The sequence below is a fragment of the Arthrobacter sp. GCM10027362 genome, from assembly GCF_042679445.1.
Classification (GTDB): Bacteria; Actinomycetota; Actinomycetes; order Actinomycetales; family Micrococcaceae; genus Crystallibacter.
Window position 1 is genome coordinate 1 of record NZ_JBHTML010000012.1, and the last position, 14,493, is coordinate 14,493.

General features: G+C 68.6%; 13 protein-coding genes and 1 riboswitch. Of the genes, 1 reads left to right on the plus strand and 12 read right to left on the minus strand.

The genetic code is table 11. From position 1 onward, the window contains the following. Positions 1 to 342 precede the first annotated feature (342 nt). The 3 genes from ACFQ36_RS03880 to ACFQ36_RS03890 all read right to left on the minus strand — a co-directional run bounded on the left by ACFQ36_RS03880 (position 343) and on the right by ACFQ36_RS03890 (position 4,090). On the minus strand, positions 343 to 924 hold the full coding sequence (locus ACFQ36_RS03880; RefSeq protein ID WP_377010827.1) for a M12 family metallopeptidase: 582 nt from the start codon (positions 922 to 924) through the stop codon (positions 343 to 345). Positions 925 to 1,098: 174 nt separating this feature from the next. Further along, positions 1,099 to 2,481 (minus strand): aspartate aminotransferase family protein, encoded by a 1,383-nt coding sequence (locus ACFQ36_RS03885; RefSeq protein WP_377010829.1) that lies wholly within the window; start codon positions 2,479 to 2,481, stop codon positions 1,099 to 1,101. Positions 2,482 to 2,662: 181 nt separating this feature from the next. After that, on the minus strand, positions 2,663 to 4,090 hold the full coding sequence (locus ACFQ36_RS03890; RefSeq protein WP_377010831.1) for an aspartate kinase: 1,428 nt from the start codon (positions 4,088 to 4,090) through the stop codon (positions 2,663 to 2,665). 231 nt (positions 4,091 to 4,321) lie between these two features. Here ACFQ36_RS03890 and ACFQ36_RS03895 point away from each other — a divergent pair, with 231 nt between their 5' ends. Further along, positions 4,322 to 5,146: a BTAD domain-containing putative transcriptional regulator gene (locus ACFQ36_RS03895; protein ID WP_377010833.1), complete on the plus strand. Its 825-nt coding sequence runs from the start codon at positions 4,322 to 4,324 to the stop codon at positions 5,144 to 5,146. Positions 5,147 to 5,198: 52 nt separating this feature from the next. On the opposite strand, the gene ACFQ36_RS03900 is transcribed toward ACFQ36_RS03895, so the two are convergent. From ACFQ36_RS03900 to ACFQ36_RS03940, 9 genes are all read right to left on the minus strand, one after another. Then, positions 5,199 to 6,359 carry a glutamate--cysteine ligase gene (locus ACFQ36_RS03900; protein WP_377010835.1) on the minus strand — a complete coding sequence of 387 codons (1,161 nt, stop codon included), beginning with the start codon at positions 6,357 to 6,359 and terminating at the stop codon, positions 5,199 to 5,201. 79 nt (positions 6,360 to 6,438) lie between these two features. Then, positions 6,439 to 7,200 carry a metal-dependent transcriptional regulator gene (locus tag ACFQ36_RS03905; RefSeq protein WP_377010836.1) on the minus strand — a complete coding sequence of 254 codons (762 nt, stop codon included), beginning with the start codon at positions 7,198 to 7,200 and terminating at the stop codon, positions 6,439 to 6,441. A gap of 16 nt (positions 7,201 to 7,216) precedes the next feature. Next, a complete protein-coding gene (locus ACFQ36_RS03910) occupies positions 7,217 to 8,113 on the minus strand; it encodes a metal ABC transporter permease (RefSeq protein ID WP_377010838.1) in 897 nt (298 codons plus the stop codon). Continuing rightward, the gene (locus tag ACFQ36_RS03915) at positions 8,100 to 8,891 is read right to left on the minus strand and encodes a metal ABC transporter ATP-binding protein (protein WP_377010840.1); all 792 of its coding nucleotides are present in this window, start codon (positions 8,889 to 8,891) and stop codon (positions 8,100 to 8,102) included. The genes ACFQ36_RS03910 and ACFQ36_RS03915 overlap by 14 nt, the downstream gene beginning before the upstream one ends. After that, positions 8,888 to 9,805 (minus strand): metal ABC transporter substrate-binding protein, encoded by a 918-nt coding sequence (locus tag ACFQ36_RS03920; protein WP_377010841.1) that lies wholly within the window; start codon positions 9,803 to 9,805, stop codon positions 8,888 to 8,890. Before ACFQ36_RS03920 ends, ACFQ36_RS03915 begins: the two co-directional genes overlap by 4 nt. Positions 9,806 to 9,850: 45 nt before the next feature. Continuing rightward, on the minus strand, positions 9,851 to 10,615 hold the full coding sequence (locus tag ACFQ36_RS03925; protein WP_377010843.1) for a class I SAM-dependent methyltransferase: 765 nt from the start codon (positions 10,613 to 10,615) through the stop codon (positions 9,851 to 9,853). Between the two features lie 66 nt (positions 10,616 to 10,681). Then, positions 10,682 to 12,061, minus strand: a complete 1,380-nt coding sequence (locus ACFQ36_RS03930; RefSeq protein WP_377010845.1) for an aminotransferase class V-fold PLP-dependent enzyme — start codon at positions 12,059 to 12,061, stop codon at positions 10,682 to 10,684. A 39-nt stretch (positions 12,062 to 12,100) separates the two neighbouring features. Continuing rightward, positions 12,101 to 12,213: riboswitch (SAM riboswitch) on the minus strand. A 77-nt stretch (positions 12,214 to 12,290) separates the two neighbouring features. Further along, a complete protein-coding gene (gene hisN, locus ACFQ36_RS03935; protein WP_377010847.1) occupies positions 12,291 to 13,121 on the minus strand; it encodes a histidinol-phosphatase in 831 nt (276 codons plus the stop codon). A 259-nt stretch (positions 13,122 to 13,380) separates the two neighbouring features. Then, a complete protein-coding gene (locus ACFQ36_RS03940) occupies positions 13,381 to 14,493 on the minus strand; it encodes a ribosome small subunit-dependent GTPase A (protein WP_377010849.1) in 1,113 nt (370 codons plus the stop codon).

Consider the following 14,493-nt stretch of genomic DNA (forward strand, 5'->3'; position numbering starts at 1 on the left):
GGCACCGCATCCGCCGGCCCCTCCAACCGGTGCCGGCCCGCCGGAGCCGGCGCCGCCGCCCGCATTCGCGTCGTGGACCGGTGCCGTGCCCGACCGGTCCCGCTGGTGGTCACGGCCGTTCCCCGATCCAGTGCAGGTCAGCCGTTTGCAGGGCGCAGTTGATTACCTCATGTGGTGCGGTCATGGCGTTATTCCCCTCAGCGCCAATTAATGCCGGCCGCCGAGGGCCGGCATTGTCTCAGTGAATGTGTGCAAGTGCCCCACTGATATTGGAAGGCAGGCGGCGTTAGGGGAGTGTTACTGGTGCGTTATCCGCGCATCAGTTTTGTTGGGCAAGTTCCGTCAGGCACCGGCGCCGTAGATGACGGCCAGGTTGTAGAAGTCGGTGCCGTCCGGCACGGGGTTCGTCTGGTCGTCCGTGACGGAATTCATGACGTCGTTGCGGTCCTGCCGGTGGACCAGCCCCAAGGCGTGGCCCATCTCGTGGACGATGGTGCCCAAGGCCCCGTTGTCGCTGGCCTCGTCCAGCAGCCGCGTGTAGAGCGTGATCGTCCCGCCCTCCCGCACCCCGTCGCTGTTGTGCCCGGTGAATTCCCCGTCCGTGTTCCGCCCGCGGGAGAATTCCTCCTCAACCGCCACGCAGTTGGCCCCGGACGGGCATTCAGCCGCGTGGGCATTCAGGCAAGGGCTGCGGGACCAGATCCGTGCCGCTTCGCTGGCCAGCTTCGCATAGCGTGCGGACAGTCCCGAGGTGTCGAAGTACACTTCCAGCTCCCGGCCGGCCGGTTTCGGCCACGGCGCTTCGGGCGTATCTTCCGGATCAATATCCAGCTGCATTGAACCGGCCGGCGTCTGGCAGTTCTCCGGAGCGGCAGGACGGGGCGTATTGCTGCAGGCAGGCAGCAGCAGGACTGGCAGCAGCACGGCTGCCGCCAGCCACCCGGCCCTGGTCCGGGCCGCACGGGTATGGTCACGGCCCATGGGCCACCGCCCGGACCGGCGGCGCTTCCGGCGGACCGGACCGTGAACCTGCCGGGCACAGCGCGGCCGCAGACTCTGCGCCGGCGGCCCGATACCGTGCCCGGCAGGCAGCGGCAGTCATTCCGGTTGTACCGGTACCGGGAGCAGGCCGCTGATGGTTTCCGCCAGGATCCGGCAGGCAGTGCCGACAACTTCGGCACTGGTATTCAGGGGAGGCAGCAGCCGCACCACGCAGCCGCCGCGGCCGCCGGTTTCCAGGATCAGTCCTTTCTGCAGAACTTCTTCCTGAACCTGCCGGGCCAGCGTTCCGGCGGGACGGCCGGTAACCGGGTCGGCCAGCTCAATGCCCCACATCATGCCCCGGCCACGCACCTCGTGGACCCACGGCAGTTCCTCGAGCGGCTTGAGCAGACCCTCGATCTGCTTTCCGCGTTCGCGTACCTGCTGCAGGATGCCGTCCCTGCGCACGATGCGCACGGCTTCGGCCCCGGAAGCGAAGGCCAGTTGGTTGCCGCGGAAGGTGCCGGTGTGCGCGCCTGGAGCCCACTTGTCCAGCTCCCTGTTGTACAGGATGATCGCCACCGGGGACCCAATGCCGCTCAGGGCTTTGGAGGCAACGATGACATCCGGCTCGATGCCGTAGTGCTCGAAGGCGAACCATGTCCCGGTGCGTCCGCATCCGGTCTGGACCTCATCGACGATCAGCGGTATGTCCAGCTCCCGGGTCACCGTACGGATGCGCTGCACGAACTCGCGCGTGGCAGGGATGACGCCGCCTTCGCCCTGGACCATCTCGAGGATGACGGCCGCAGGCTTTGCCATGCCGGAGAGGTCGTCCTTGAGCGTGTTTTCCAGGAAGGCTGCGCAATTGGCTCCGCAGTCGTCCGGCGAGAGCCCGAGGGGGCACCGGCTGCAATAGGAGTAGGGGAAGAAGTGCACGCCGGGCATTCCGTTGGGCACCGGCGCCTTCTGCTGCACCAGCCCGGTCAGGGCCATGCCCATCGCGCTGCTGCCGTGGAACCCGCCTTGGAACGAAACGATGTCGCCCCGGCCCGTTACCGTCTTGCACAACTTGATGGCAGCGTCCACGGCGTTCGCTCCCGTGGGGCCGCAGAAATGGATCTTCATCTTCTCCCGCATGGCGGCAGGCAGCATGGACAGCTGCGCATCGATGAAGGCTTCCTTGGCCGGCGTCGGGAAATCCAGGCCGTGGGTGAACCTGCCCAGTTGCTCGGCGGCAACGCCGATCAATTCGGGATGGTTGTGGCCGAGCGAGAGGACGCCGGCCCCGGCGAGGAAGTCGATGAAGACATTGCCGTCCATGTCGCGCACGAAGCTGCCATGGGCCTCGTCAATGGCGATCGGCAGGTTGCGCGGATAGGTTCGTGCGTTGGATTCACGCTGTTGCTGGCGGGCGAGCATTTCCGCGGAACGCGGGCCCGGTATCGGTCCGGCAATGAACGGTGCGGTGAATTCACGGATGGCTGGCTGTGCGGTCATGATGTTCCTCCCCTGGCGTCAGGAAACGCACCGGCGGATCCTGGCGGCGCTTGTTCCACTCGGGCGCGACTGACGCCCCCCAACGGACCCATTGGACGATGTCCAGTGTTACTGGCGCGTTACTCGCTTGTTATTGCTGGAAACCCCGCGCAGGAGCGGCGGGACGGACGGGTGGTCCCGGTCAGGCAAACAGCGGCGCGTCGGCGGACGCGGGCAGGGAAGCGGGCGATGGGACGGGCACGGCCTGTGTGGCAGGCACCTTCTCCATGGTCCGTCCGAAGGCCAGGTTGACCGCCGCGGCGGCGTCGTCCAGCAGATGGGCGCGGACCACCGCATTAATCCGGAACTCCGAAGTGGACATCAGTTCGATGTTGATCCCGGCGTCGGCCAAGGCCTTACAGAACCTGTAGAAGACGGCGGGATCCCGGCGAATGCCGTAACCGGACAGGCAGAGCTGGCCGACCTGGTCGTCGTAGACGAGTGATTCGAATCGGGCCGCCGGCCGCAACTTGGACAGCAACTTCAGCACGGCCCGGCCCTTGGCCGCCGGCACAGTGAAGGTGATGTCCGTGTATCCGCCGGCGGATTCCGAGGCGGTCTCCACGATGATGTTGACGTTCGACTTTGCCCGGGCGACGGCGGCATAGAGTACGGCGGTGGCAGCGGGAACATCCGCCACCCCGCGGATGATGATCTTGGCCTCCAGCCGGTCCACCGTGATGTCGGAGATGATGGGATCCTCGAGCGCGGACCGCGGCGTCTCCGGGGCAGGCCCCCTGGCCCCCGGCACCACGAACGTTCCTTCCCCCGGCGCGAACGAGGAGCGCACGTGCAGCGTCACCCCGAAACGGCGGGCGTATTCGACACAGCGCACATGCAGGATCTTGGCCCCGTTGGCGGCCAGTTCGAGCATTCCTTCGCTGGATATCCGGTCGATCTTCCGGGCCGTGGGAACCACCCGGGGGTCGGCCGTGTAGACGCCGTCGACATCGGTGTAGATTTCGCAGACTCCGGCGTTCAGGGCCGAGGCCAGTGCTATTGCGGTGATATCCGATCCGCCGCGGCCCAGCGTGGTGATTTCCCGCGTCCGGTAGCTGCGCCCTTGGAAACCTGCAACGATGGGGATCTCACCGCGGCTGAGCGAGGTACGGATGCGCCGGGCGTCGACGTCGACTACGTGTGCCTTGCCATGAACCTCGTCGGTGACCAGTCCTGTCTTCGCTCCCGTGAAGGTATGGGGGACCGCGCCCAGGTTGGCCAGGGCCAGCGCGAGCAGGGCGACGGAGATCCGCTCGCCGGTGGTCAGCAGCAGGTCGAGCTCGCGGGCCGCCGGCACCGGAGCGACCTGGGCGGCCAGATCCAGCAGATCGTCGGTGGTGTCCCCCATGGCGGATACCACCACGACCACCCGGTGGCCGGATTCGTAGGTATCCATGATCCGGCGGGCAACACGGGTGATCGCCTCGGCGGTGGCAACGGAAGATCCTCCGAACTTCTGCACAACCAGTCCGGCGCCGAAATCCGTCTCGAGGGCGGCAGGAGATCCGGGCGGCTGCAGGGCTCGGGAGGCTTCCTGGTGGGAACTTGCTGGGGCGGTGCGGTGATACATGGCAACTCCTGCAGATCATGTCCAGTGAGGTCATGTTCAGTACAGTTCACTCGGGCATCCGTTACGCCCCCGTTACCGGTACGTTACCGCTCGCCGATTAGTTTCGGTGTGAATGCTTTAGCCCTGTTGACATCCGCGTGCACGGTGGCAAGCTGTAAGAGCGGGGGTGTTCCACATCGGGCCGTGGGGGCGGCCGGTCGAAAGGGACCATTGCTGGGGGGAGCCCGGATTATGACGGTATACCGTAATTGGGAAATCCACTTGCTGGGTGGGTGGCATCTGTTCCGGGGCAGGCACCCGGTCAAGGTGACGTTCCGCCAGCAGCGGCTGATCGCGGTTCTGGCCTTGTATGGCAGCCAGCCCCGGTCCTTCCTGGCCGGAATGCTGTGGCCGAACAGCTCGGAGAAGCAGGCCACCGGGAGTCTGCGCGAGAGCATCTGGATGGTCTCCCACCAGCTGCCCGGGCTGCTGGTGGAAGGACGGGACCCTCTGGGGCTGGCAGCCAATGTGTCCGTGGATGTACAGGCCGTCCGCCGCATGGTCGCGGACCTGGACCGCAGCTCGGGCAGCGCCGGGGAACACCGGAACGCGGAGATGTTGGATGCGCTCCGGAACGCCGAGCTCCTGCCCGGCTGGTATGAGGACTGGGTAACGGCAGAGCAGGAACGTTGGAACCAGTTGCGCCTGACTGCACTCGAACGTCTGGCCGGGCGGTTCCTCGAGGAGGGTGAGACGGGACAGGCCGTGGAGGCTGCCGCCTGCGCCATCGCGATCGAGCCGCTGCGGGAGAGCGCCCAGCGGCTGCTGCTGGAGTCCCACCTGGCCGAGGGCAACTATGCGCAGGCCCTGCGCAGCTTTGATGCCTTCAGTTCCCGGCTGTGGGATGAATTCGGGGTGGAGCCTTCCGCCAAGATCTCGGAGCTGATCAGGCCGCTGAAGCTGGAGCAGGGCGCGGAGCGGAAAGTATTCCCGCGGTCCGAAGCCCGGCCGGACCGCGGGCTCGAAAGCGCCGGCTTTGCACGCCGTTCCCGGTCCGGCGGCTTGCCTGCCCGATAGCCCCGGACCCGGGCCGGCCCCGCCAGGAGAGCTGTCCGGGGCAGGCAGGGAGCTATGGCTCGGCGGTCAGGGAAGCGGCGTAGAGATCCAGCAACGCCGGCAGTCCACCCTGCTCCATCGCCCGGCGCTGGCGCTCGGCTCCCGTTCCTTCCGCCTGCACCCGAGCCAGCGAGGCGTCCACCCACTCGGCGTCTCCTGCCTCCTCGAGGGCGGGGCGGATATGCCGCAGCAGCTGCGAGACAACCTCCGCCGCCGGCAGCAGGACTCCGGCCAGCGGGTCGATCAAGCGGCCTGACATGCCGTGGCGTCCTGCCTGCCAGACGGCCGCGTCGAGGACCTCGGCGTCGGGGGCCGGACAGGGCTGGCCGGCGAGTGCCTCGGCCACGGCGGTGGCGACCAGACCGCGGACCAAGGCAGCCAGCAGCACGGCATCCTGCGCCTGGAGCTGCACATCGGCGGCACGGACCTCGAGGGTCGGGTAGTGGTCCGAGAGCCGGGCGATCCAGGTCAGGACGCCACGGTCGATGATTACCGAGGTGTCCACCAGCCGCTGGATGCGCCGTTCGTAGTCGGCGGCGTCGGCGAAGAGCGGTGCGCAGCCCTGCAACGGCCAGCGGCGGTAGCTGATGGTGCGCCAGCTGGCGAAGCCGCTGTCCCGGTCCAGCCAGAACGGCGAGTTGGCGCTGAGGGCCACGATGGCCGGCAGCCAGGGACGGATACGGTTCAGGGCCTGGACACCGGTTTCCTTGTCCGGAACCTGGACATGCACGTGCTGGCCGTTGATGAACTGGTCCGCCACGATGCCCTTGGCGCTGGCCTTGAGCTGGTGGTAGCGCAGCTTGTCCGTCACCTCGGGGTAGCTTTCGTCGATGCGCGGCGCCGTGGCCGTTGCCGCCGCCCGCGCGCCGCTCTTGCGGGCTGCTGCATCCAGGTTGCGGCGGAAATTGAGCAGGTACTCCTCGGCCTCGGTCAGCGTGCTGCACACGCTGGTCGCCGTTTCGATCTGGCAGCTGAGCAGTTCACGTTGGATGTCCCCGCGGGCTACCTGGGCCGAGCCCTCCAAATGAGCTGCCACCGCGTCTGCCACGGCCATCGGCTTGGCAGTATGCGGATCCAACAGCAGGTATTCCTCTTCGATGCCGATGGTCGGGATGGTCCCGCGGGGTGCCGGGGCATTCCGGACCTGGGGCGCGGCCGTGACGGGGAAGTGCATGGGCTGCCTTTCCGTTGGGGACAGCGGACACCACGAGCTTAGTTGATCAGCATGCTGTCCGTTGACCTGACGCCGGCGATCAGTGTCCGATGACACATCCTGGGTGGGGATGGTCGCTGCTGATCCATAGCGCTGCCGCGGCCTGGTCGCCGAGGTCCAGCTCGCGCGCGTTGCCCTCGGCCCCGATGCTGACCACCAGCGCCCCGCCGAAGGGCCTGCGGCCGATGATCCTGACCGGATCGTCCAACCCGATGTCCTCGGCCTGCAGGAAGCGCAGCAGCGCCGGGTCCGCATCGCTGATCCGGGTAATCCGGCCGATATGCCCCTCGTCCAGATCGTGCAGCTGGTATGCACGGGGGACGGTGACGGAGCCGTCGGCGGCGGGAATCGGATCCCCGTGCGGATCCCGGGCGGGGTTTCCCAGCTTGGTCGAGATGCGCTCGATCATCTTCTCCGAGACCGTGTGTTCAAGCAGTTCGGCCTCGTCGTGCACCTCGTCCCAGGCATAGCCGAGCTCGTCCACCAGGTAAGTTTCGAGCAGCCGGTGCCGGCGCACCATGGCCAGGGCCAGCCGGCGGCCCTCCGGTGTGAGCTCGACGCTGCCGTACGGCTCGTGTGCTACCAGGCCGAGCTCCACGAGTTTGCGCACCATTTCGGACACCGAGGAGTTCGCCACCCCCAGCCGGGCGGCCAGACGGGAAGAACTGACCGGCCGGTCCTGCCATTCGGTGAAGGTGTAGATGGCCTTCACGTAGTCCTGCACGCTGGAGGAATCGCTGTTCAGGACGGTGTTTTTGTTTTTCTTGTGCGTCTTGTTCGGCTTCTTGCTGGCTGGGGACATCTTCGCTTCCACGGATTCATCGGCTGGCTTCCTGCCCGGCGGCAGGCCGGACCGCCTCGAGGCGGGACGCACGGCGCCGCCGCCATTGCCAGACTACCCCGCTGCGTCGGGCGAAGAAGAACGCCAGGAGGAACACCACCGATTGGGCCAGGACCACCGAGGCGCCGGTGGCAATGTCGAGGTAGTAGCTGGCATAGATCCCCGCCACGGAGGCCGCCGCCGTGACCGAGCCGGCGATCAGCAGCATTCGGTCGAAGCTGCGGGTGAGCAGGAACGCGGTGGCGCCGGGGGTGATGAGCATGGCGACGACGAGGATGATGCCCACTGCCTGCAGCCCGACGACGACGGTCAGCGCCAGCAGGCCGAGCAGCAGCGCGGACAGTCGGCGTGTCCCGAGGCCGATGGCGTGGGCGTGGACGCGGTCGAAGGCGAAGAGCGTCAGGTCCCGCCGCTTGAACAGCAGCACGGCCAGCGTCACGGCGCCCAGGACCAGGACCTGGATGAGTTCGCCGGTGGTGACCCCGAGGACATTGCCGAAGAGGATGTGCTGCAGGTCGATCTGGCTCGGCGTCTTGGAGACGATGGCCAGGCCGGCCGCGAACAGGCCGGTGAAGACGACGCCGATGGCGGTGTCCGCCTTCAGCTTGCTGTTGGCCCGGACGGCGCCGATCAGGGCCACGGCCCCGGCCCCGAAAACGAACGCGCCCACGGAGAACGGGATGCCCGCGATATAGGCCAAAGCCACTCCCGGCAGGACGGCGTGGGAGACGGCATCGCCCATCAGGGACCACCCCATGAGGATCAGCCAGCAGGAGAGCACCGAGCAGACGACGGCGGCGGCCACGGTGACCAGCAGGGCGCGGGTCAGGAAGCCGTACTGCAGCGGCTCCAGCAACCAGTTAAACAAGTCCATCGGGGGTCTCCTTCCGGGCGGCCGTCCCGGCCGGGGCAGGCATGGTGCCGAAAGCTCGGGCGAGGTTCTCGTTGGTCAGCACCGACTCCGGCGAGCCGTGGGCCAGCACGCGCCGGTGGAGCAGCACGGCTTCATTGCACAACTGCGGGATTCCGGCCAGGTCGTGGGTGGAGACCAGCATGGTCCTGCCCTCGTCCCGCAGTTCGCGGAACAGCGCCACGAGGGCGGCTTCGGAGGATTTGTCCACGCCGGCAAACGGTTCGTCCAGCAGCATCAGCGCCGCGTCCTGCGCGATGCCCCTGGCCACGAAGGCCCGCTTGCGCTGGCCGCCGGACAGTTCGCCGATCTGCCGGTGCTGCAGTCCGGCCAGGCCGACGCGCTCCAGGGCGTGGTCCACGGCCTCGCGGTCCTGGCGCCGTGCGCGGCGCATCGGGCCGAGCCTGCCGTAGCGGCCCATCATGACGACGTCGCGAACGGAGACCGGGAAGGTCCAGTCGACGTCTTCGGACTGGGGTACGTAGGTGACCAGGTTCAGTTTCCGCGACTGGCCGGGCTCCAGGCCGAAGAGCCGCACCGAACCGCGGGTGGGCTGGACCAGGCCCATGAGGGATTTGAACAGCGTGGACTTGCCCGAGCCGTTCACGCCGATGAGCCCGCAGATGGTCCGGGCCTCGACGGTCAGGTCCACGCCGTCCAGGGCGACGACGTCGTGGTAGCCCACGTGCAGCCCGCTGACGGCGATGGCGGCAGCGCCGGCCGGTACGTGTTGCAGGGTCATGGGGCCAGTCCTTCCTTGATCAGGCGGATGTCGTGGCGGATCAGGTCCAGATGTGTCGGGACCGGTCCGTCGGCGGCGGAGAGCGAGTCCACGTACAGTGGCATCACCAGCCGGGCTCCGGTGGCCGCGGCCACCTGCTCCATGGCCGAGGGGTTGACGGTGGATTCGCAGAAGACTGCCGGTGCCTTGTGCGCCTGCACGAACCGGATTGCGTCCTTGATCTGGTGCGGGGTGCCCTCGGCATCCGAGTTCACCGGCCAGAGGAAGGCCTCCTGCAGGCCGGCGTCCCGGGTCAGGTAGGAGAAGGCGCCTTCGCAGGTGACCAGGGCGCGCGCGGCTCCCGGGTCCCTGAAGGCCTCTTTCAGTTCCTTCATGACGGCGTCGAGTTCGCGTTTGTACAGTTCGCCGTTGGTTCGGAAATCCGCGGCGTGGGCCGGATCGAGCCGGCTGAGGGCCTTGACCGTGTTGTCCACATACGTCTTGGCGGCCAGGGGCGACATCCAGGCGTGCGGGTTCGGCTTGCCCTCGTAGTCGCCGGAACGGATGTCGACCGGTTCCACGCCCTCCGACAGCACCACGTGCGGCACGGGAACGGAGGCCACGAACCGTTCGAACCAGCGTTCCAGGCCCAGGCCGTTGTCCAGGATCAGGTCCGCTTCCTGTGCGTTCACCAGGTCCGACGGCGTGGGTTCGTAGCCGTGGATTTCGGCACCGATCTTGGTAATGGATTCCACCCGCACATGCCCGCCGCCGATGGTCCGGGCCATGTCCGCCAGCACTGTGAATGTGGTGAGCACCAGCGGCCGCGGATCCTCCGAGTCGGGGCGGCCGCTCGCGGGACCCTGGGCTGCGCAGGCGGACAAGGCGCCCAGGGCCAGCAGCAGGGCGATCGCGGCCCACCAGTTTTTCGGCATACCTAAATATAACCTGACGGCGGGCCTGCGAAGAATGGTTCGTGCTCAGGCTTTGAAGGCCCGCCAGGTTTGGGTGTAATAGGGCAGCTGGATCACCGAGGTCCCGGCATAGTCCAGGTGGTCGTGCAGGTACCAGCGCAGGTTGGACAGCACCTTGGCCCGGGTGGCTTCGCCCGCCCGCAGGTAGTAGCTGCGGGACTTGGCCAGTTCCAGCACGTCGGCCGGCGTGAGCGGATCACACCATCGGGTCTCATGCCGCTCGAGCCCGCTGAATTCCGGGCCGACCTGCGGGCGGAAACCGGGCCGGTGCACATCTCCGGCGTGCATGATGCGCGAGAGCCGGTGAACCCACGGTACGGTCACGTCCAGCTGGTTCCAGATCAGTCCGAGCAGGCCGCCCGGACGCAGGATCCGGGCCAGTTCGGTGCTGGCGGCCAGCGGATCCACCCAGTGCCAGGCCTGCGCCACCGTGACCACATCCAGCGAGGCGTCCGGCAGGCCGGTCTGCTCCGCGGTGCCGACCAGCGTGCGCACGCCGCGGAATTTGCGCTCCAGCTGGGCGAGCATGTCCGCCGACGGGTCCACAGCCACCACCTGGAGCCCGCGGGAGAGCAGTTCCGCGCTGTACTTGCCGGTGCCGGCTCCCACGTCGGCGGCCTGCGTTGCGCCGGATGCCGCGGCCAGCAGCCAGTCCACGGCGTCCTCGGGATACCCCGGCCGCACGCGGTCGTAGTGTTCGCCGCCGGTCTGGAAGCTGGAGCCGAAGGCACGGCGGCGTGCATCATCCAGCCGCGGACCGCGATGAACCACCGCTGTACTCCTTAGGGCCGGGTGCTGGGTTGAGGTTCCGATCGGTGGGAAATTCTACCCGGTCCGTCAGCTGTCCGCCGGCGCAGCCCCTGCGGTTCCAGGCAGGGGCGGCGCCCAGTCCGGGAAGGGGCGCGTTTCCTCGGCCGGAACCCAGCGTCCGCATTCGATCACGTAGTCGTGGCGCAGGCCCTCCCGCAGCAACGCATCGACGCCGGCGACCAGCCGGGCGGCGTCGTCGAGCCGCGACCCCAGGCCGAAGCTGGCCCGGAGCGAACCGGAGGGCAGGCCCAGCCGGTTCAGCAGCGGGTGTGCGCAGAACTTGCCGTCACGCAGCCCCACCCCGTGCTCGGCGGACAGATACGCGGCGACCAGGCCGGCGTCGTAACCGGCCACCGAAAAATTCACGATGCCTGCGGTGCCGGGGGAGTCTTCGGGGAAAATGCGGTGCACGCTGACCCCGGGCAGGGACCCAAGGCCGGTCATCAGATAGCTGTGCAGCGCTCCCTCATGCCGCTGCCACGCCGCTGGATCCAGGTCCGCGAGCACCTCGGCTGCTTTGGCCAGCGCCGCCACCCCCATCAGGTTGGGCGAACCTGCCTCGTGGCGGGCGGGCCCGGTGGCCCAGCTTGCGGTCTCCAGCCGGACCCGGCGCACCGCGCCACCGCCTGCCAGGTACGGTCTTCCGGCGTCCAGCCAGTCGCCGCGGCCGATGAGGGCGCCGGCGCCGAAGGGCGCGTAGAGCTTGCTGCCCGAAAGCGCCAGGTAATCGATGTCGTCCGCCGCCATCCCGATCCGGCGGTGCGCGGCCAGCTGGGCCGCGTCCACCACGATCCGGGCCCCGTAGCGGTGTGCCAGCCGGGCCGCCTCGGCCACCGGAAAGAGCTCTCCGGTGACATGCGAGGCACCGGTAACCGCCAGCAGCGCTGTCCGCCCTTCCGCCAATTCGGCTTCGAGGGCAGCGAGGGTCTCCGCGAGGGTGGACCGGACGCTGAGGCTGCGGTGGGGGAGGCGTTGCCAGGGCAGCAGGTTCGCGTGGTGCTCGATATCCAGGTACAGCACCTCGCCCCCCGATCCCCGGCCGGGCAGGCAGCCGGCGAGCAGGTTCAGCGCGTCCGTGGCGTTCCGGGTGAAGATGACCTCGTCATCCTCCCGGCCGCCCACAAAGCCGCGCAGCGTACGGCGTGCCTTCTCGTAGACGGCGGTGGAGACTTGGGCGGTGTAGCCGGCTCCGCGGTGCACGCTGGCGCAGTAGGGCAGCAGGTCCTGCAGGTGGCCGGCCACGTCGGTCAGGGCCGGGGCCGAGGCCGCGTAATCCAGGTTCGCGAACCGGACCCGGCGGCCGCCGAGCAGCGGCACGGCCAGACCGCCCCCGACCACCTCCAGCAGGGGAACAGCCGCGGTGCGGAAGCCGGCGGGCAGGACGGATGACAAAATGCTCGTGCTCATGGAACCTCGTGGCTGAGGGAGTCGCCGGCAGTACCGGCAAATCCGCGCTTGCCGCGCCGGGCAGGCGCGGCCAGGTCGTCACCCGGGGCACCCCGCCGCGGCGGGAGGGTTGCCGGCCAGCAAACCGGGGTTTTGCGCTGGCACTCGTGACCTGTGCTCAGCCTAGCTGCATCCCGGCCGCAACGCGCGGATGTTACGTAATGGGCGGGAACCGCAACGGGGCGCCACGCTACAGCGCGGCGCCCGCCGGCCGCTGGCCGCGCAGCTCCGGATTGAGCAGGTGCAGCACCTCCTCGTGCAGCAGGCCGTTGGTCGCCAGTGCGTTGCCGCCGAAGGGGCCCTCCTCGCCTTCGAGGGAGGTAAACCGGCCGCCGGCCTCGGACACGATCGGCACCAGGGCGGCCATGTCGTAAAGATTCAGCTCCGGCTCGCAGGCAATATCCACGGCACCTTCGGCCACCAGGCAGTAGGACCAGAAGTCACCGTAGGCGCGGGTCCGCCATACGGACTCGGTCAGCGCCAGGAACTCGTCCAGGTTCCCGCGTTCCTTCCAGCCGGTCAGGCTGGAATAGGACAGCGAGGCATCGGCCAGGCCTGACACCTTGGAGACACTCAGCCGGGTGGCTGCCGAAAGCGAACGTCCGGTGTAGGCGCCGGCACCCCTGGCCGCCCACCAACGCCGGCCCAGCGCCGGGGCGCTGACCACGCCGACCACGGGCTTGCCGTCGTCGATCAGGGCAATCAACGTGGCCCAAACGGGGACGCCGCGGACGAAGTTCTTGGTGCCGTCGATCGGGTCGATCACCCACCGGCGCGGGCCCTGGCCGCTGCTGCCGAACTCCTCGCCAAGCACTGCATCCCGTGGCCGCGCCCGCGAGAGCTGGCCCCGGATCGCTTCTTCGGCGGCCCGGTCAGCATCCGTGACCGGGGTCAGGTCCGGCTTGGTATCGACCTGCAGGTCCAGGGCCTTGAAGCGGGACATGGTCTGGGCGTCCACGGCGTCCGCCATCACATGGGCCAGGCGGAGGTCGTCGGTATAGTTGTGCGGTTCCACGGTCATGGGTCCAAGCGTAGTGCCCGAGGGTCCCAAACCGAGCCTGCGAGGTTAGGGAGGGCACGGAGCGCTAGCCGCCGAGGGATGGGAGGCGGATGGGCGGTAGTGCCCGAGGGCCCCAAGCCGAGCCTGCGAAGGATGGGGAGCCGCTGAACGAGAGTGGGGCGCGAGGGGCCCGCCAAGAGAGCGGCCAGGGGTCCCCGTGCGCGCAGCGTGCAGGGTGACCGCGAACGGGCGGAGCCGACACTGTGGGAGCGCCCCAATCTCAGACGTTGCCGAGTTCCTTGGCATCCCTGGCTTCGGTGTGTTCCTGCATGCCCAGCAGGCGGCGCAGGGAGGCCAGCCGGGCCGGGCCGGGGACACCGGCGTTCCCTGCGGCCACCCACTCATCCAGCCCGCAATTGACGGCCGCGTCGTTGTGCTTGCAGCCGCGCTCGCAGTCCTCGGCGCCCGGCGCGAGGTCGGGGAAGGCCGCCAGGATCCGGTCCGGGTCCACATGGGCCAGGCCGAAGGAACGGATACCCGGGGTGTCGATGATCCAGCTGCCGGGCGGGGCACCGCGGAGCTTGAGCGCCAGTGCGGAGGAGGAGGTGTGCCGGCCGCGCCCGGTCACGGCATTGACGTCGCCGATGGCCCGGTCGGCGCCGGTGAGTGCGTTGACCATGGTGGATTTGCCGACGCCGGAATGCCCGAGCATGACGCTCACCAGGCCGTCCAGGTGCTTGCGCAGGGCAGCCACGGCGTCGGTATCCAGGCGGGCCGATGCGCCCTGGTCCGAGCGGGCGTCTATGCCGGAGGTGTCGGTGGAGGCGGTCCGGCTGACGACCACCGGCAGGTCCAGGTTCTCGTAGTTGGCCAGCAGGTCCTCCGGATCCTTGATGTCCGCCTTGGTCACGCACAGCAGCGGCTTGATGCCGGCGTCGTAGGCAGCCACCAGCGCACGGTCGATGAACCCGGTGCGCGGCTCGGGATTGGCCGCCGCCACTACGATCACCAGCTGATCCGCGTTGGCCACCACCACGCGCTCGACCGGGTCGGTATCGTCGGCGCTGCGGCGCAGCAGCGTGCGGCGTTCCTCCACGCGCACCAGCCGCGCCAGCGTGTCCGGGTTGCCGGAGACGTCCCCGACCAGGGCAACGAAGTCCCCGGCCACCACGGGGGTACGGCGCAGTTCGCGGGCCCGGGCCGCCACCACCGTGCGCTCCTGCGGGGTATTTTCGCCGACGACGGCGGTGTAGCGTCCGCGGTCCACCGTGATGATGCGTCCGATGACGGCGTCCTCGTGGGCCGGGCGGTCCTTCGTACGTGGGCGGGATCCTCGTTTATTCGGACGGATGCGGATGTCGGATTCGTCCCAGCTGCCGGTGGTGCGGCCCAT